Genomic DNA, 17,233 nt, shown 5'->3' on the forward strand with positions numbered 1-17,233 from the left:
CGCGAAGGAGACAGGCAGATGTCCGGCCACTCTAAATGGGCTACGACGAAGCACAAGAAGGCCGTGGTCGACGCCAAACGCGGCAAGCTCTTCGCGAAGATGATCAAGAACATCGAGGTCGCGGCCCGCACGGGCGGCGCCGACGTGTCCGGCAACCCGACGCTGTTCGACGCCATCCAGAAGGCCAAGAAGAGCTCGGTTCCGAACAAGAACATCGACTCCGCGGTCAAGCGCGGCGCCGGTCTCGAAGCCGGTGGCGCCGACTACGAGACAATCATGTACGAGGGTTACGGCCCGAACGGTGTCGCGGTGCTCATCGAGTGCCTCACCGACAACCGCAACCGAGCCGCCTCGGACGTCCGCGTCGCCATGACGCGCAACGGCGGCAACATGGCAGACCCGGGCTCCGTCTCGTACCTCTTCCACCGCAAGGGCGTCGTGATCGTCCCCAAGGGTGAGCTGAGCGAGGACGACGTCCTGGGTGCCGTGCTCGACGCGGGCGCCGAGGAGGTCAACGACCTCGGTGACTCCTACGAGGTCATCTCCGAGGCCACCGACCTGGTCGTGGTGCGCACCGCGCTCCAGGAGGCGGACATCGACTACGACTCCGCCGAGGCGAACTTCGTCCCGGCCATGCAGGTCGAGCTCGACGAAGAAGGCGCCCGGAAGATCTTCAAGCTGATCGACGCCCTCGAGGACAGCGACGACGTGCAGAACGTCTTCGCCAACTTCGACGTGAGCGACGACGTCATGGCGAAGGTAGACGCCTAGGCCCTGTCGTGATTTCGGTGGGCCGGCGGGACACGTCCCGCCGGCCCACCGTCGTTGTCGGTGGCAACGGATAGCCTGGCGAGGACAGATGATGATCGTCGGCCACGGACCGTAACCACCGATTGAGCAACCACGATGGCGATCAGCCACTTCCGCGAGAGCGGCGGCGGTTCGGCCGCAAGAGGGAGGGGTTTCAGTGCTGGTACTGGGTGTTGACCCCGGGCTCACACGGTGCGGTGTCGGCGTGGTCGAAGGTGTCGCGGGCCGGCCCCTCACCATGCGCGGCGTCGGAGTCGTACGCACCGCGGCGGACGCCGAGTTGGGACTGCGCCTCGTCGCCATCGAGCAGGGCATCGAGCAGTGGCTCGATGAGTACCAGCCCGAATTCGTCGCCGTGGAGCGGGTGTTCAGCCAGCACAACGTCCGTACGGTGATGGGCACCGCCCAGGCCAGCGCGGTCGCCATGCTCTGCGCCGCCCGGCGTGGCATCCCGGTAGCCCTGCACACCCCGAGCGAGGTCAAGGCGGCCGTCACCGGCCAGGGCCGCGCGGACAAGGCCCAGGTCGGAGCGATGGTCACCCGCCTCCTTCGCCTGGACGCGCCGCCCAAGCCCGCCGACGCCGCCGACGCCCTCGCCCTCGCCATCTGCCACATCTGGCGCGGGCCCGCCCAGAACAGGCTCCAGCAGGCCGTGGCGCAGAACCGGCTCCAGCAGGCCCACGCCCTGCACGCATCGCAACAGGCATCGAGACAGGCAGCGCAACCCGCAGCACAGCCCGTATCGCCACCCGCATCGAAAGGCCGTACCGCATGATCGCCTTCGTCAGCGGCCCGGTCGCCGCCCTCGCCCCCGACTCGGCGGTTCTCGAGGTCGGCGGCATCGGCATCGCCGTCCAGTGCACGCCCAACACGCTCTCCGGTCTCCGCATGGGACAGCCCGCGAAGCTCGCCACCTCCCTCGTCGTGCGCGAGGACTCACTGACCCTGTACGGCTTCGTGGACGACGACGAGCGGGGGACCTTCGAGCTGCTGCAGACCGCGAGCGGCGTCGGCCCCCGGCTCGCCCAGGCGATGCTCGCCGTGCACACGCCGGACGCCCTGCGCCGCGCGGTGTCCACCGGTGACGAGAAGGCGCTCATGGCCGTCCCCGGCATCGGCAGGAAGGGCGCGCAGAAGCTCCTCCTGGAGTTCAAGGACCGGCTCGGCGCGCCCGTCGGCACCGGCACCGGAATCGGCGCCCCGGTCAGCACCGGCTGGCGCGACCAGCTGCACGCCGCGCTGATCGGCCTCGGGTACGCGACGCGCGAGGCCGACGAGGCGGTCTCCGCGGTCGCTCCGCAGGCCGAGGCCGCCGAGGGCACACCGGAGGTGGGCCGACTCCTGAAGGCCGCCCTGCAAACCCTGAACCGAGCCCGCTGAGCCGGCGGCCCCCAGCGGCTGCGCCACGGCCGGACCCCGGCCGGAAGCGGCACCCGGCCCACCTACGATCACTCGCGAGGCACACGCAATGAACTGGGACGACCCGACCGACGAAGCCGCCGACGAGCGGCTCGTCGGAGCGTCCGCCGACCGCGAGGACCAGGCTGTCGAGGCCGCGCTGCGCCCCAAGGACCTGGGCGAGTTCATCGGCCAGGAGAAGGTCCGTGAGCAGCTCGACCTCGTCCTGCGCGCCGCACGCGCGCGCGGCGCCACCGCCGACCATGTGCTCCTCTCGGGCGCTCCCGGACTCGGCAAGACCACCCTCTCGATGATCATCGCGGCCGAGATGGAAGCCCCCATCCGCATCACCAGCGGCCCCGCCATCCAGCACGCCGGAGATCTCGCCGCGATCCTCTCCTCGCTCCAGGAGGGCGAGGTGCTGTTCCTCGACGAGATCCACCGCATGTCCCGGCCCGCCGAAGAGATGCTCTACATGGCGATGGAGGACTTCCGCGTCGACGTCATCGTCGGCAAGGGCCCCGGCGCCACCGCCATCCCGCTCGAACTGCCGCCCTTCACCCTGGTCGGCGCCACCACGCGCGCGGGCCTGCTGCCACCGCCGCTGCGCGACCGCTTCGGCTTCACCGCGCACATGGAGTTCTACGAGCCCGCCGAGCTGGAGCGGGTCATCCACCGTTCGGCGAACCTGCTCGACGTCGAGATCGACACCGTGGGGGCCGCCGAGATCGCGGGCCGCTCCAGGGGTACCCCCCGTATCGCCAACCGCCTGCTGCGTCGCGTCCGCGACTACGCGCAGGTCAAGGCCGACGGCTTCATCACGAAGGACATCGCCTCGGCGGCTCTCGCCGTGTACGAGGTGGATGCGCGCGGCCTCGACCGCCTGGACCGTGGAGTGCTCGAAGCCCTGCTCAAGCTCTTCGGCGGCGGTCCGGTCGGCCTGTCCACACTCGCGGTCGCGGTGGGGGAGGAGCGTGAGACCGTGGAGGAGGTCGCCGAGCCCTTCCTCGTACGGGAGGGACTGCTCGCCCGTACTCCCCGTGGCCGGGTGGCGACACCGGCGGCATGGGCACATCTCGGGCTCACCCCGCCCCGTCAGTCAACCGGCGGAAACGGACAACAGGACCTGTTCAGGGCGTGACGGCGCTGGTCCTGTACGGGGAAGGAACCCCGGTGTGATGCTGAGCGTTGTTCCATCAGTGCGGACTCGCTTAGACTCCGCCGATGCCGCCCTTGTCGGCGGTGCACACCCCCCATCCAACAGGCCGCTCATCATCGCGGTCGACTGAAGGAAGTTCCGACCCGTGAGTCTCGTGACCCTCCTCCCGTTCATCGTGCTCATCGGGGCGATGTTCCTGATGACCCGCTCGGCCAAGCGCAAGCAGTCGGCGGCCGCGCAGATGCGCAGTGACATGCAGCCCGGTACCGGCGTCCGCACGATCGGGGGCTTGTACGCGACGGTGAAGGAGGTCAACGAGGAGACGGTTCTTCTTGACGCGGCCCCCGGCGTAGACCTCGTCTTCGCCAAGAACTCCATCGGCGCCGTCCTGTCCGACGACGAGTACAACCGCATCGTCCACGGCGTCGAGCACGACCTGAAGTCCGATGGCACCGTCGTCCCGGACGACGCGTCCTCCCTCACCGAGACCGACGAGCCCGCCGCCGACGCCTCTTCCGATGCTTCCGACGACAAGCCCATCGACCTCGGCAAGAAGGACGCCGTGGACGAGCCGGCCGACGAGCCCGCCGACGCGAAGGCCGACGAGCCTGCCGACGCGAAGGCCGACGAGCCCGCGGAGGCCAAGGCCGACGAAGCAGAGCCGAAGAAGACCGACGGCGAGTCCGGCGCGAAGTAGGCACACCCCCAGGCCGCGGCGCGATCCGCTCGCGCCCCGCCGCCGAGGGGATGTGCGGTCCTCGCACGGAATCGCGACACCATGTCATGGCCGCCCGCGCGCTCACCCGGCGTGAGGCGGCCCGAGAGGGAGTACGAGAAGGTGGCAGCACCGAAGAAGGGCCGGAGCGCGAGCGCCCAGAGCAGGCCGGGGCGCTCGCTGGCCCTCATCCTGATCGCCATCGTGGCGCTCACCGGGGGGATGTTCCTCTCCGGGCACACCACTCCGCGTCTCGGTATCGACCTCGCCGGCGGCACGAGCATCACGCTCACGGCGAAGAACGAACCGGGCCAGCCCAACGCGATCAACAAGACCAACATGGACACCGCGGTCGACATCATGAACCGCCGTGTCAACGGTCTTGGCGTCTCCGAGGCAGAGGTCCAGACCCAGGGCGACAAGAACATCATCGTCAACATCCCCAAGGGCACGAACTCCGAGCAGGCCCGGGAGCAGGTCGGCACCACCGCCAAGCTGTACTTCCGTCCCGTGCTGGCCACCGAGGTCTCCGGGGCCGACGCGTCGGCCAGCCCGTCCCCGAGCGCGTCCAGCAGCGCTTCGAGCAGCTCGTCCCCGAGTGCGTCCAGCAGCGCGTCCCAGGAAGCCACCGACAAGGCGACCTCCGCCACCCCGTCGGCCACCGCCACCTCCCAGGGCCGCGCCGTCACCGACGCGCTGAAGGCCGACAGCACGCCGTCGGCGACCACCTCGGCCAGCCCTTCGGACAGCGCCACGCCGTCCGCGACCGAAAGCGTCGACGCCGCGACCGCCAAGCTCCAGGCCGACTACACCGCGCTCGACTGCACCGACAAGGCGGCCCGCGCCACGGCCGGCGAGGGCGCCAAGCCCACGGACTCCACCGTGGCCTGTGGTCAGAACTCCTCGGGCCAGTGGCAGAAGTACGTCCTCGGCCCGGCCGCGGTGTCGGGCACGGACATCAAGTCGGCCGCCGCGGTCTTCGACACCCAGGGTGCCGCAGGCTGGAAGGTCACCATGGACTTCACGTCCGGTGGCTCCAAGAAGTTCGCCGACATCACGGGCCAGCTCGCGCAGAACACCACCCCGCAGAACCAGTTCGCCATCGTCCTGGACGGCGAGGTCGTCTCCGACCCGTACGTCAGCCAGGCGCTGACCGGCGGCAGTGCGGAGATCTCCGGCACCTTCGACCAGACCGAGGCGCAGGACCTGGCGAACATGCTGAAGTACGGCGCCCTGCCGCTCAGCTTCACGGAGTCCAGCGTCACCACGGTGACCGCCGCGCTCGGTGGCGAGCAGCTGCACGCCGGTCTGATCGCGGGCGCGATCGGCCTGGCCCTGGTCGTCATCTACCTGGTGGTCTACTACCGGGGCCTTTCGATCATCGCCATCGCCTCGCTGCTGGTCTCAGCCGTCCTGACGTACGTGATCATGTCGCTGCTCGGTCCGACCATCGGGTTCGCCCTGAACCTGCCGGCGGTCTGTGGTGCGATCGTCGCGATCGGAATCACGGCGGACTCGTTCATCGTGTTCTTCGAAAGGATCCGCGACGAGATCCGTGAAGGGCGCTCGCTGCGCCCGGCCGTCGAGCGTGCCTGGCCACGCGCCCGGCGGACCATCCTGGTCTCCGACTTCGTGTCGTTCCTCGCCGCCGCGGTGCTCTTCATCGTCACCGTCGGCAAGGTCCAGGGCTTCGCGTTCACGCTCGGTCTGACGACGCTGCTCGACGTGGTCGTCGTCTTCTTCTTCACCAAGCCGCTGATGACGATCCTCGCCCGCAGGCAGTTCTTCGCGAGCGGTCACACCTGGTCCGGTCTCGATCCGAAGCGACTGGGCGCCAAGCCGCCACTGCGCCGCACCCGTCGTCCCTCCGCCCCCGTCGACACGAAGGAGGCGTGAGATGTCGAAGCTCGGCACCCTCGGCGCCCGGCTCCACCGCGGTGAGATCGGCTACGACTTCGTCGGCAAGCGCAAGATCTGGTACGGCCTCTCGATCCTGATCACCATCACGGCCATCCTCGGCCTGACGGTCAGGGGCCTGAACATGGGCATCGAGTTCCAGGGCGGAGCCGTCTTCACCACCGAGAAGACCAGCATCTCGGTCAGCCAGGCCGAGACGTATGCGGAATCGGCCTCCGGGCACGACGCGGTCGTCCAGAAGCTCGGCAACGGCGGACTGCGCATCCAGATCGCCGGCATCGACACCGGCAAGTCCGACGCGATCAAGACCGTTCTCGCCAAGGACCTGAACGTCGACCCGGAGAAGATCGCCGCCGACCTGGTCGGTCCCAGCTGGGGTGAGGACATCGCAAACAAGGCCTGGCAGGGCCTGGTGATCTTCATGATCCTCGTCGTGATCTATCTGGCGATCGCCTTCGAGTGGCGCATGGCCGTGGCCGCACTCGTCGCCCTGATCCACGACATCACCATCACGGTCGGCGTCTACGCCCTGGTCGGCTTCGAGGTCACCTCGGGCACGGTGATCGGTCTGCTCACGATCCTCGGTTACTCGCTGTACGACACCGTCGTCGTCTTCGACAGCCTCAAGGAACAGACGAAGGACATCACCAAACAGACCCGCTGGACCTACAGCGATGTCGCCGACCGCTCGATCAACGGCACGCTGGTCCGCTCCATCAACACCACGGTGGTGGCGCTCCTGCCCGTCGGGGCCCTGCTGTTCATCGGTGGCGGCGTCCTCGGCGCGGGCGTGCTCAACGACATCTCGCTGTCGCTGTTCGTCGGCCTCGCGGCCGGTGCGTACTCCTCGATCTTCATCGCCACGCCGCTCGTCGCCGACCTCAAGGAGCGCGAGCCGCAGATGAAGGCCCTCAGGAAGCGCGTACTCGCCAAGCGGGCCCAGGCCGCGGCGACGGGCGAGTCCGTGGAGGAGCCGGTCGTCGAGGAGGAGTACGACGACGAGGAGGACGCCGCCCCGGCGGTCGTCGGCCCGCGCAACCAGCCCGCGTCCCGCAACCGGGGCCGTGGCCGGCCTTCGGGGAAGCGCCGATGACCGGTATCGAGGAGCTGCTGCTCAGCCGCATCCGCGATGTCCCCGACTACCCGAAGCCGGGCGTGGTGTTCAAGGACATCACCCCGCTTCTGGCGGACCCGGCCGCGTTCACGGCGCTCACCGATGCCCTGGCGGAGCTCAGCCTGCGGCACGGCGCCACGAAGATCGTCGGCCTGGAGGCCCGGGGCTTCATCCTCGGCGCCCCCGTCGCCGTCCGCGCCGGCCTCGGCTTCATCCCCGTACGCAAGGCGGGCAAGCTCCCCGGAGCGACCCTGAGCCAGGCGTACGAGCTGGAGTACGGCTCCGCCGAGATCGAGGTGCACGCCGAGGACCTGGCCGCGGGCGACCGCGTCATGGTCGTCGACGACGTCCTCGCCACCGGCGGCACCGCCGAGGCCTCGCTCGAACTCGTCCGCCGGGCGGGCGCCGAGGTCGCGGGCGTCGCCGTGCTGATGGAGCTCGGCTTCCTGGGCGGCCGCGCCCGCCTGGAACCGGCCCTCGCGGGCGCTCCGCTGGAGGCGCTGCTCCAGCTCTGAGGGCAACCGCGAGGAAGGCCTCAGGAAAGGCCTGGGACACCCGTAGGACACCGCGGAGGCGGGCCCGGAGGAATCCGGTGCCCGCCTCTGGTGTTTCACGTGTACGAACAGTCTCACTGGCCGAAAGAGAGCCCGAAGCCCAGGATCGCTACCATGGGGGTCCGGAGCCTGACCGGGGACCCGGAACGCGCACGAGGAGCCCTCTTGCCAGACGAGGCCCAGCCACTCATCGCCGCCAAGCCCGAACCGACCTCGGGCCCGGTGGCCACGCCCGCGAAGGACACCGGCCGCGGGCCGATCGAGCACGCCCAGTCCGCACCGGACGACAAGGCGGCCGAGCAGCCACGGCCCAAGCCGGCTCCTCCCGAGGCCGACCGTGCGGCGAGCACCCCGGTGGTCCGTCCGGCGGCCGCGGGCCAGCCCGCCCGCACCGGCGGCGGCTCCTCCAACCGTGTGCGTGCCCGCCTCGCGCGGCTCGGCGTGCAGCGCTCCAACCCGTACAACCCGGTTCTGGAGCCGTTGCTGCGGACAGTGCGCAGCAACGACCCGAAGATCGAGACGGCGACGCTCCGCCAGGTCGAGAAGGCGTACCAGGTCGCCGAGCGCTGGCACCGCGGCCAGAAGCGCAAGAGCGGCGACCCGTACATCACGCACCCGCTCGCCGTGACCACCATCCTCGCCGAGCTCGGCATGGACCCGGCCACGCTGATGGCGGGCCTGCTGCACGACACCGTCGAGGACACCGAGTACGGCCTGGACACCCTCAAGCGCGACTTCGGCGACCAGGTCGCCCTGCTCGTCGACGGTGTCACCAAGCTCGACAAGGTCAAGTTCGGCGAGGCCGCGCAGGCCGAGACCGTGCGCAAGATGGTCGTCGCCATGGCCAAGGACCCCCGCGTCCTGGTCATCAAGCTCGCCGACCGTCTGCACAACATGCGCACCATGCGCTATCTCAAGCGCGAGAAGCAGGAGAAGAAGGCGCGCGAGACCCTCGAGATCTACGCGCCGCTCGCCCACCGGCTGGGCATGAACACCATCAAGTGGGAGCTGGAGGACCTCGCGTTCGCGATTCTCTACCCCAAGATGTACGACGAGATCGTGCGCCTGGTGGCCGAGCGCGCCCCCAAGCGCGACGAGTACCTCGCCATAGTGACCGACGAGGTCCAGTCCGACCTGCGCGCGGCCCGCATCAAGGCGACGGTCACCGGCCGCCCGAAGCACTACTACAGCGTCTACCAGAAGATGATCGTCCGCGGCCGTGACTTCGCGGAGATCTACGACCTGGTGGGCATCCGCGTCCTGGTCGACACCGTTCGCGACTGCTACGCGGCGCTCGGCACGGTGCACGCGCGATGGAACCCGGTCCCCGGCCGGTTCAAGGACTACATCGCGATGCCCAAGTTCAACATGTACCAGTCGCTGCACACGACGGTGATCGGCCCCAACGGCAAGCCCGTCGAGCTACAGATCCGCACCTTCGACATGCACCGTCGTGCCGAGTACGGCATCGCCGCGCATTGGAAGTACAAGCAGGAGCCGTCCGCCGGCGCCTCCAAGGTGCGCACCGACGCGCCCAAGGCTCTGGGCAGGGACAAGGACGGCGTCAACGACATGGCGTGGCTGCGCCAGTTGCTCGACTGGCAGAAGGAGACCGAGGACCCCAGCGAGTTCCTGGAGTCCCTGCGCTTCGACCTGTCCCGCAACGAGGTCTTCGTCTTCACGCCCAAGGGCGACGTGATAGCGCTTCCGGCGGGCTCGACCTCGGTGGACTTCGCGTACGCGGTCCACACGGAGGTCGGCCACCGCACGATAGGCGCACGGGTCAACGGACGCCTGGTCCCGCTCGAATCCACCCTGGACAACGGCGACTTGGTGGAGGTCTTCACCTCCAAGGCGGCCGGTGCGGGCCCCTCCCGCGACTGGCTGGGCTTTGTGAAGTCCCCCCGCGCGCGCAACAAGATCCGCGCCTGGTTCTCCAAGGAGCGCCGCGACGAGGCGATCGAGCAGGGCAAGGACGCCATCGCCCGCGCGATGCGCAAGCAGAACCTGCCGATCCAGCGCATTCTCACCGGCGACTCCCTGGTCACGCTGGCGCACGAGATGCGCTACCCCGACATCTCGTCCCTGTACGCGGCGATCGGCGAGGGCCATGTCGCCGCGCAGAGCGTCGTGCAGAAACTGGTGCAGGCCCTCGGCGGCGAGGAGGCGGCCACCGAGGAGATCGACGAGAGCGTCCCGTCCCCCCACGGTCGCGGCCGCAAACGCCGTTCCAACGCCGACCCCGGTGTGGTCGTGAAGGGCGTCGACGACGTGTGGGTCAAGCTCGCCCGCTGTTGTACGCCGGTACCGGGCGACCCCATCATCGGCTTCGTCACCCGCGGCAGCGGCGTCTCCGTGCACCGCAACGACTGCGTCAACATCGAGTCGCTGTCCCGCGAACCCGAGCGCATCCTCGAGGTCGAGTGGGCGCCCACCCAGTCCTCGGTCTTCCTGGTCGCCATCCAGGTCGAGGCCCTGGACCGCTCCCGGCTCCTCTCGGACGTCACGCGCGTCCTGTCGGACCAGCACGTCAACATCCTGTCGGCGGCCGTCCAGACATCCCGCGACCGGGTCGCCACATCCCGGTTCACCTTCGAGATGGGCGACCCGAAGCACCTGGGGCACGTCCTGAAGGCCGTCCGGGGCGTCGAAGGCGTCTACGACGTGTACCGCGTCACCTCGGCCCGCAGGCCGTAACCGGGCACTACGTAGAGGGGCTCCCGTACGCAACGTACGGGAGCCCCTCTACGTAGAAGCGGGAAAACCGGCCGCCTCAGTTGCTGCTCAGTACCTGCCTCAGCCGCCGAACTCCTGCAGGCCCTTCAGCGCCTGGTCGAGCAGCGCCTGACGGCCGTCGAGCTCCTTCTGGAGCTTGTCGGCCCTCGCGGTGTTGCCCGCGGAGCGCGCCGTCTCGATCTGGCCCTGGAGCTTGTCCACGGCGGCCTGGAGCTGACCGGTGAGACCCTCGGCACGCGCGCGTGCCTCCGGGTTCGTCCGGCGCCACTCGGTCTCCTCGGACTCCTGGAGCGCCCGCTCCACCGCGTGCATCCGGCCCTCGACCTTCGGGCGGGAATCGCGCGGCACGTGGCCGATGGCCTCCCAGCGCTCGTTGAGGGAACGGAAGGCGGCGCGGGCCGTCTTCAGGTCCTGCACCGGGACGAGCTTCTCGGCCTCCGCGGCCAGCTCCTCCTTGAGCGTCAGGTTCTCCGTCTGCTCGGCGTCCCGCTCGGCGAAGACCGAACTGCGGGCAGCGAAGAAGACGTCTTGGGCGCCGCGGAAGCGGTTCCACAGATCGTCCTCGTGCTCGCGCTGCGCACGGCCCGCGGCCTTCCAGTCCGTCATCAGATCGCGGTAACGCGCCGCCGTCGGACCCCAGTCCGTCGAACCGGACAGCCCCTCGGCCTCGGCGACCAGTTTCTCCTTGGCCTTGCGGGCGTCCTCGCGCTGCGCGTCCAGCGACGCGAAGTGCGCCTTGCGACGCTTGGAGAACGCCGAGCGTGCGTGCGAGAAGCGGTGCCACAGCTCGTCGTCCGACTTCCGGTCGAGCCGCGGCAGCCCCTTCCAGGTGTCCACCAGGGCACGCAAGCGCTCACCGGCCGCCCGCCACTGGTCGCTCTGCGCCAGCTCCTCGGCCTCGACGACCAGCGCCTCCTTGGCGTGCCGCGCCTCGTCGGACTGCTTGGCCCGCTGGACCTTGCGCTCCTCACGGCGTGCGTCGACCGTCTCGACGAGCTTGTCCAGCCGCTCCCGCAGCGCGGCCAGGTCGCCGACCGCGTGGTGCGCGTCCACCTGCTCGCGCAGGTGGGCGACGGCGGTCTGAGCGTCCTTCGCCGACAGGTCGGTGGTCTTCACTCGCTTTTCGAGGAGGCCGATCTCGACAACCAGGCCTTCGTACTTGCGCTCGAAGTAGGCCAGCGCCTCATCAGGAGAGCCGGCCTGCCAGGAGCCGACGACCTGCTCGCCGTCGGCCGTACGCACGTACACGGTCCCCGTCTCGTCGACGCGGCCCCACGGGTCGCTGCTCACAGCGCCTCCTCCACATGATGCCTGCGAGAGGCGTCAGCGCCCCCGGGCATCGTCCACAGTTTCGTAACGGCCAACATAGGCGACCGGCAGGGCGGCTGTCCGCATCCCGCGCGACCGAAATTTCGCAGCTGGCGGTCAGGATTTCGTCACGGTCATCTTGTTGATCACGACGGTCGCGTTGGGCGCTCCGTCACCCGCGCCGGTGCTCTCGCCGGCCGCTGCGATCTTCTCCAGGACCGCCATTCCGTCCTTGGAAATAGTTCCGAACGGTGTGTAGCTGGCCGGTAGCTGGCTGTCCTGGTAGACGAGGAAGAACTGGCTGCCGCCGGTGTGCGCCTGGCCGGTGTTGGCCATGGCGATGGTGCCCGCCGGATAGACGCCGCCCGCAAGGGTTTTGTCCTTCAGGTTCTCGTCCGGGATCGTGTAGCCGGGGCCGCCGGAGCCGGCGCCCGTCGGGTCACCGCACTGCAGCACGTAGATGCCGTTCGTGGTGAGCCGGTGGCACTTCGTGTGGTCGAAGTAGCCCTTGGCCGCGAGGAAGCTGAACGAGTTCACGGTGTGCGGTGCCGCGGCCGTCTTCAGCGCGATGTCTATCTCGCCGCAGGTCGTGGCCATCTTCATCGTGTAGTCCGCGGACTTGTCGATGGTGATCGCGGGTTCCTTCTTCCAGGTCTCCGTCTTCACCGCGCCCGCCGCGGCCTTCTCGCACGGATCCGGCGCCGCGCTCGGCGCCGAGGCGCTCGGGGTCGCCTCCGCGGCCGCGGTGGACGCCTTGTCGTCGTTCTTGAAGACCCCGGTCGCATACGACACGACGCTGCCGATCACGATGACGCCGAGGACCGAGGCGATGATCGCGTTGCGTGCGTGTGTCTTGCGCCGCGCGGCTGTACGCCGCTGCTGCTGTCGCAAGAACTTCTCCCGGGCGAGCTGACGCCGCCGCTGCTCCTGGGTGACCACCGGGTTTTCTCCTCATGCGTCTCGTATGTCAAGTGGGACGCGTGCGTCTTGTGAGCCGACCGCCTGCGTGTGCCCCGTACCGTATATGGGTTCGCTGAGGATTCGGCAGCGCCGGTAGGCTCTGATCCACAGCCGCCCGCCCCGTACGACGCCGTATGACCTCGTACGCCACAAACGAAGGACGATCGTGCTCATTGCCGGGTTCCCCGCAGGGGCCTGGGGGACCAACTGTTATCTGGTTGCCCCCGGCGCGGGTGAGGAGTGCGTCATCATCGACCCCGGCCATCAGGCCACCCAGGGAGTCGAGGACGCGCTCAGGAAGCATCGGCTCAAGCCCGTCGCGGTCATCCTCACGCATGGCCACATCGACCATGTCGCCTCGGTCGTCCCGGTGTGCGGAGCGCATGACGTACCGGCCTGGATCCACCCCGAGGACCGGTACATGATGAGCGACCCGGAGAAGGCGCTCGGCCGTTCCATCGGGATGCCGCTGATGGGCGAACTGACCGTGGGGGAGCCGGACGACGTCCGCGAACTGACCGACGGCGCACGGCTGTCGCTGGCCGGCCTGGAGCTGTCCGTGGCGCACGCCCCCGGCCATACGAAGGGGTCGGTGACCTTCCAGATGCCCGAGAACACGGACATTCCTTCCGTTTTCTTCTCCGGGGATCTGCTCTTCGCCGGCTCCATCGGACGCACCGACCTGCCGGGCGGCTCCCACACCGAGATCCTCGACTCACTGGCCCGCGTGTGCCTGCCGCTCGACGACTCGACCGTGGTGCTGTCCGGCCACGGCCCCCAGACCACCATCGGCCAGGAGCGCGCCGCCAACCCGTATCTGCGGGAGGTGGCCTCCGGCCTCGGGAGCACGGACGCTCCCCGACGAGGAATGTGACGAGAACCTTCGTGAGCACCTTCAAGGCCCCCAAGGGCACGTACGACCTGGTTCCGCCGGAGAGCGCGAAGTACCTCGCGGTCCGCGAGGCGATCGCCGCCCCGCTCAGGAACTCCGGCTACGGCTACATCGAGACGCCCGGTTTCGAGAACGTCGAGCTGTTCGCGCGCGGGGTCGGTGAGTCCACCGACATCGTGACCAAAGAGATGTACGCCTTCGAGACCAAGGGCGGCGACAGGCTGGCGCTGCGCCCCGAGGGCACCGCGTCCGTGCTGCGCGCCGCGCTGGAGGCCAACCTGCACAAGGTGGGCAATCTCCCCGTCAAGCTCTGGTACTCGGGCTCCTACTACCGCTACGAGCGCCCCCAGAAGGGCCGCTACAGGCACTTCTCACAGGTCGGCGCCGAGGCGATCGGCGCCGAGGACCCCGCGCTCGACGCCGAGTTGATCATCCTGGCCGACCAGGCGTACCGCTCGCTGGGACTGCGCGAATTCCGCATCCTGCTGAACTCCCTCGGCGACAAGGAGTGCCGTCCCGTCTACCGGGCCGCCCTCCAGGACTTCCTGCGCGGGCTGGACCTGGACGAGGAGACGCTCCGCCGCGCCGAGATCAACCCGCTGCGGGTCCTCGACGACAAACGCGACGACGTCCAGAAGCAGTTGGCCGGCGCACCGCTGCTGCGTGACTACCTGTGCGACGCGTGCAAGGCCTACCACGAGGAGGTGCGCGAGCTGATCACGGCCGCGGGTGTCTCCTTCGAGGACGACCCGAGACTCGTGCGCGGGCTCGACTACTACACCCGGACGACCTTCGAGTTCGTCCACGACGGTTTGGGCTCCCAGTCAGCGGTGGGCGGCGGCGGCCGCTACGACGGCCTCTCCGAGATGATCGGCGGGCCCGCGCTGCCCTCCGTCGGCTGGGCGTTGGGCGTCGACCGTACGGTTCTCGCGCTGGAGGCCGAGGGTGTCTCGCTCGAACTCCCGTCGTCCACGAGCGTGTTCGCGGTTCCGCTGGGGGAGGAGGCCCGCCGGGTGCTCTTCGGTGTGGTCACCGAGCTGCGCAGGGCGGGGGTCGCGGCGGACTTCTCCTACGGGGCGAAGGGGCTCAAGGGCGCGATGAAGAACGCGAACCGGTCGGGCGCCCGGTACACGATCGTCGCCGGCGAGCGGGATCTCGCCGAGGGCGTCGTGCAGCTCAAGGACATGGAGTCCGGTGAGCAGGTCGCGGTGGCGGTCGAGGGGATCGTGGCAGAGGTCGCAGGGCGGTTGGGCTGAGCGGCCCCGTTCGTGGAGGCCTGCGGGCGCGTGTTTCCTTATGCCCATCGAACGGTGGGCACGCGTGCGCGTGCGGCACAATGTCCGTGCCCGCAGGCCCCTTCGAAGCTACGGAAACGGCGTGATGAGCAAGACGACAGTCAAGGACGTCTCCACCGACCACGATGACCGATCCGCCGCCGCCCCGCGGACGGTCGGCGGCAGCCGTGCGCTCGCCCTGCTGCTGGTGATCACCGGTGCGGCAGGCCTCCTTGCCGCGTGGGTCATCACGATCGACAAGTTCAAGCTGCTGGAGAACCCGGACTTCGTGCCCGGGTGCAGCCTGAACCCGGTCGTTTCCTGCGGCAACATCATGAAGAGCGACCAGGCCGAGGCGTTCGGGTTCCCCAACCCGATGCTCGGCCTGGTGACGTACGCCATCGTGATCGGCGTCGGCATGAGCCTGCTGGCCCGCACCACCTTCCCGCGCTGGTACTGGCTGACCTTCAACTTCGGCACCCTCTTCGGCGTCGGATTCTGCACCTGGCTGCAGTTCCAGTCGCTGTACCGCATCAACTCGCTGTGCCTGTGGTGCTGCCTGGCGTGGGCCGCGACGATCATCATGTTCTGGTACGTGACCTCGTCCAACATCCGCAACGGCTTCCTGCCCGCGCCGAACTGGCTGAAGAGCTTCTTCGGCGAGTTCACCTGGGTCCTGCCGGTGCTGCACATCGGGATCATCGGCATGCTGATCCTGACGCGCTGGTGGGACTTCTGGACCAGCTGACAGCAGCCCATCCCGGGTGGGAGGGCGTTGTCAGTGGCGTGACATAGGGTTTTGTCCGTGGAGCCCGACCTATTCACCGCCGCGGCGGAAGAACGCCAGGAGAAGGACCCGTCCAGCAGTCCCCTGGCGGTCCGGATGCGCCCGCGCGTCCTCGACGAGGTCGTGGGGCAGCAGCATCTGCTCAAGCCGGGCTCCCCCCTGCGCAGACTGGTCGGTGACAGCGGCTCAGGCCCGGCCGGGCCCTCCTCGGTGATCCTCTGGGGCCCGCCCGGCACCGGTAAGACGACCTTGGCGTACGTCGTCTCCAAGGCCACGAACAAGCGCTTCGTCGAGCTCTCGGCGATCACCGCCGGCGTCAAGGAAGTCCGCGCGGTCATCGAGAGCGCGCGCCGTGCCACCGGCGGCTTCGGCAAGGAGACCGTCCTCTTCCTCGACGAGATCCACCGCTTCAGCAAGGCCCAGCAGGACTCCCTCCTCCCGGCGGTCGAGAACCGCTGGGTGACGCTGATCGCCGCGACCACCGAGAACCCGTACTTCTCGGTGATCTCCCCCCTGCTCTCCCGCTCGCTCCTCCTCACCCTCGAACCGCTCAGCGACGACGACCTGCGCGGTCTCCTCAAGCGCGCACTCTCCGACGAGCGCGGCCTCAAGGACGCCGTGACCCTCCCCGAGGACGCCGCAGAGCACCTTCTGCGGATCGCCGGCGGTGACGCCCGCCGTGCGCTCACCGCCCTGGAGGCCGCCGCCGGGGCCGCGCTCGACAAGGGCGAGCCGGAGATCACCCTCCAGACCCTGGAGGAGACCGTCGACCGGGCCGCCGTGAAGTACGACCGCGACGGCGACCAGCACTACGACGTGGCGAGCGCCCTCATCAAGTCCATCCGCGGCTCCGATGTGGACGCCGCCCTGCACTACCTGGCCCGGATGATCGAGGCCGGTGAGGACCCCCGCTTCATCGCCCGCCGCCTGATGATCTCCGCCAGCGAGGACATCGGCCTGGCCGATCCGAACGCGCTGCCCATAGCCGTCGCGGCCGCCCAGGCTGTCGCCATGATCGGCTTCCCCGAGGCCGCGCTCACCCTCAGCCACGCCACCATCGCCCTCGCCCTGGCCCCGAAGTCCAATGCCGCGACCCTGGCGATCGGCGCCGCCATGGAGGACGTACGCAAGGGGCACGCGGGCCCCGTGCCGATGCATCTGCGCGACGGGCACTACAAGGGCGCCGCCAAGCTCGGGCACGCGCAGGGATACGTGTATCCGCACGACCTGCCCGAGGGCATCGCCCCCCAGCAGTACGCCCCGGAGGAGCTCAAGGACCGGGAGTACTACACGCCGACCCGTCACGGGGCCGAGGCGCGCTACGCGGACGCGGTGGAATGGACCAGGAAGCACCTCGGTCGAGGGCGGTCCTGACCACCCTGTAGAATCCTCGAAGCGCTGCGTCCCGTGTCCGGCTCCGGTCGGCACCACCAGAACGGGACATCCAGCCGGAGCCCCGCCTCCAAGGGGGATTCCAGGAGCGTCGCGCACCGTCGAAGGTGTCGCGGGCAGCCCACCACCCTCCCGGTATCGGGAAACGGTCGGTGGGCCACTCGCGTGCTGCACGTATGTGCCCAGTCCAGGGAGCGGCTGCCCAGCAGGTCCGTAA

The 17,233-nt window shown here is 69.2% G+C and carries 15 protein-coding genes; 13 read left to right on the plus strand and 2 right to left on the minus strand.

The genetic code is table 11. From position 1 onward, the window contains the following. Positions 1-18 precede the first annotated feature (18 nt). The 9 genes from ACIPC1_RS27035 (at position 19) to ACIPC1_RS27075 (ending at position 10,364) form a co-directional block, all read left to right on the plus strand. Positions 19-771, plus strand: a complete 753-nt coding sequence (locus ACIPC1_RS27035; protein ID WP_402521236.1) for a YebC/PmpR family DNA-binding transcriptional regulator — start codon at positions 19-21, stop codon at positions 769-771. Positions 772-967: 196 nt separating this feature from the next. Further along, entirely contained in the window at positions 968-1,585 is a 618-nt protein-coding gene (gene ruvC / locus ACIPC1_RS27040; protein ID WP_402521238.1) for a crossover junction endodeoxyribonuclease RuvC, read from the plus strand. Continuing rightward, positions 1,582-2,190, plus strand: coding sequence for a Holliday junction branch migration protein RuvA (gene ruvA, locus ACIPC1_RS27045; RefSeq protein ID WP_402521241.1), 609 nt, complete (start codon positions 1,582-1,584; stop codon positions 2,188-2,190). Before ruvC ends, ruvA begins: the two co-directional genes overlap by 4 nt. 88 nt (positions 2,191-2,278) lie before the next feature. Then, a complete protein-coding gene (gene ruvB / locus ACIPC1_RS27050; RefSeq protein WP_402521244.1) occupies positions 2,279-3,349 on the plus strand; it encodes a Holliday junction branch migration DNA helicase RuvB in 1,071 nt (356 codons plus the stop codon). Between the two features lie 163 nt (positions 3,350-3,512). Then, positions 3,513-4,064 (plus strand): preprotein translocase subunit YajC, encoded by a 552-nt coding sequence (gene yajC, locus ACIPC1_RS27055; protein WP_402521246.1) that lies wholly within the window; start codon positions 3,513-3,515, stop codon positions 4,062-4,064. Positions 4,065-4,205: 141 nt separating this feature from the next. Then, positions 4,206-5,978 carry a protein translocase subunit SecD gene (gene secD / locus ACIPC1_RS27060; protein WP_402521248.1) on the plus strand — a complete coding sequence of 591 codons (1,773 nt, stop codon included), beginning with the start codon at positions 4,206-4,208 and terminating at the stop codon, positions 5,976-5,978. Between the two features lies 1 nt (position 5,979). Beyond that, positions 5,980-7,092 (plus strand): protein translocase subunit SecF, encoded by a 1,113-nt coding sequence (gene secF, locus ACIPC1_RS27065; RefSeq protein ID WP_402521251.1) that lies wholly within the window; start codon positions 5,980-5,982, stop codon positions 7,090-7,092. Beyond that, a complete protein-coding gene (locus ACIPC1_RS27070) occupies positions 7,089-7,628 on the plus strand; it encodes an adenine phosphoribosyltransferase (protein WP_384389202.1) in 540 nt (179 codons plus the stop codon). Before secF ends, ACIPC1_RS27070 begins: the two co-directional genes overlap by 4 nt. 204 nt (positions 7,629-7,832) lie before the next feature. After that, positions 7,833-10,364 (plus strand): RelA/SpoT family protein, encoded by a 2,532-nt coding sequence (locus ACIPC1_RS27075; protein WP_402521254.1) that lies wholly within the window; start codon positions 7,833-7,835, stop codon positions 10,362-10,364. Positions 10,365-10,463: 99 nt separating this feature from the next. Here ACIPC1_RS27075 and ACIPC1_RS27080 read toward each other — a convergent pair whose 3' ends face one another. Further along, positions 10,464-11,693 (minus strand): DUF349 domain-containing protein, encoded by a 1,230-nt coding sequence (locus tag ACIPC1_RS27080; protein WP_402521256.1) that lies wholly within the window; start codon positions 11,691-11,693, stop codon positions 10,464-10,466. A gap of 135 nt (positions 11,694-11,828) precedes the next feature. After that, on the minus strand, positions 11,829-12,650 hold the full coding sequence (locus ACIPC1_RS27085; protein ID WP_402521258.1) for a peptidylprolyl isomerase: 822 nt from the start codon (positions 12,648-12,650) through the stop codon (positions 11,829-11,831). 187 nt (positions 12,651-12,837) lie between these two features. Here ACIPC1_RS27085 and ACIPC1_RS27090 point away from each other — a divergent pair, with 187 nt between their 5' ends. The 4 genes from ACIPC1_RS27090 to ACIPC1_RS27105 all read left to right on the plus strand — a co-directional run bounded on the left by ACIPC1_RS27090 (position 12,838) and on the right by ACIPC1_RS27105 (position 16,998). Continuing rightward, positions 12,838-13,545: an MBL fold metallo-hydrolase gene (locus ACIPC1_RS27090; RefSeq protein ID WP_402521260.1), complete on the plus strand. Its 708-nt coding sequence runs from the start codon at positions 12,838-12,840 to the stop codon at positions 13,543-13,545. Between the two features lie 11 nt (positions 13,546-13,556). Next, complete coding sequence (gene hisS, locus ACIPC1_RS27095; protein ID WP_402521262.1) at positions 13,557-14,819, plus strand: histidine--tRNA ligase; 1,263 nt, start codon at positions 13,557-13,559, stop codon at positions 14,817-14,819. 124 nt (positions 14,820-14,943) lie between these two features. Then, positions 14,944-15,585, plus strand: coding sequence for a vitamin K epoxide reductase family protein (locus ACIPC1_RS27100; RefSeq protein WP_402521265.1), 642 nt, complete (start codon positions 14,944-14,946; stop codon positions 15,583-15,585). Positions 15,586-15,642: 57 nt separating this feature from the next. Further along, entirely contained in the window at positions 15,643-16,998 is a 1,356-nt protein-coding gene (locus ACIPC1_RS27105) for a replication-associated recombination protein A (protein ID WP_402521268.1), read from the plus strand. Positions 16,999-17,233: the final 235 nt, after the last annotated feature.

Origin of the sequence: Streptomyces sp. NPDC087263 (genome assembly GCF_044744645.1) — a bacterium.
Lineage (GTDB): Bacteria > Actinomycetota > Actinomycetes > Streptomycetales > Streptomycetaceae > Streptomyces.

Coding starts and splice junctions, on each gene's coding strand:
- ACIPC1_RS27035 (WP_402521236.1), top strand. CDS start 19: ATGTCCGGCCACTCTAAATGGGCTACGACGAAGCACAAGAAGGCCGTG.
- ruvA (WP_402521241.1), top strand. CDS start 1,582: ATGATCGCCTTCGTCAGCGGCCCGGTCGCCGCCCTCGCCCCCGACTCG.
- ruvB (WP_402521244.1), top strand. CDS start 2,279: ATGAACTGGGACGACCCGACCGACGAAGCCGCCGACGAGCGGCTCGTC.
- secF (WP_402521251.1), top strand. CDS start 5,980: ATGTCGAAGCTCGGCACCCTCGGCGCCCGGCTCCACCGCGGTGAGATC.
- ACIPC1_RS27070 (WP_384389202.1), top strand. CDS start 7,089: ATGACCGGTATCGAGGAGCTGCTGCTCAGCCGCATCCGCGATGTCCCC.
- ACIPC1_RS27100 (WP_402521265.1), top strand. CDS start 14,944: ATGAGCAAGACGACAGTCAAGGACGTCTCCACCGACCACGATGACCGA.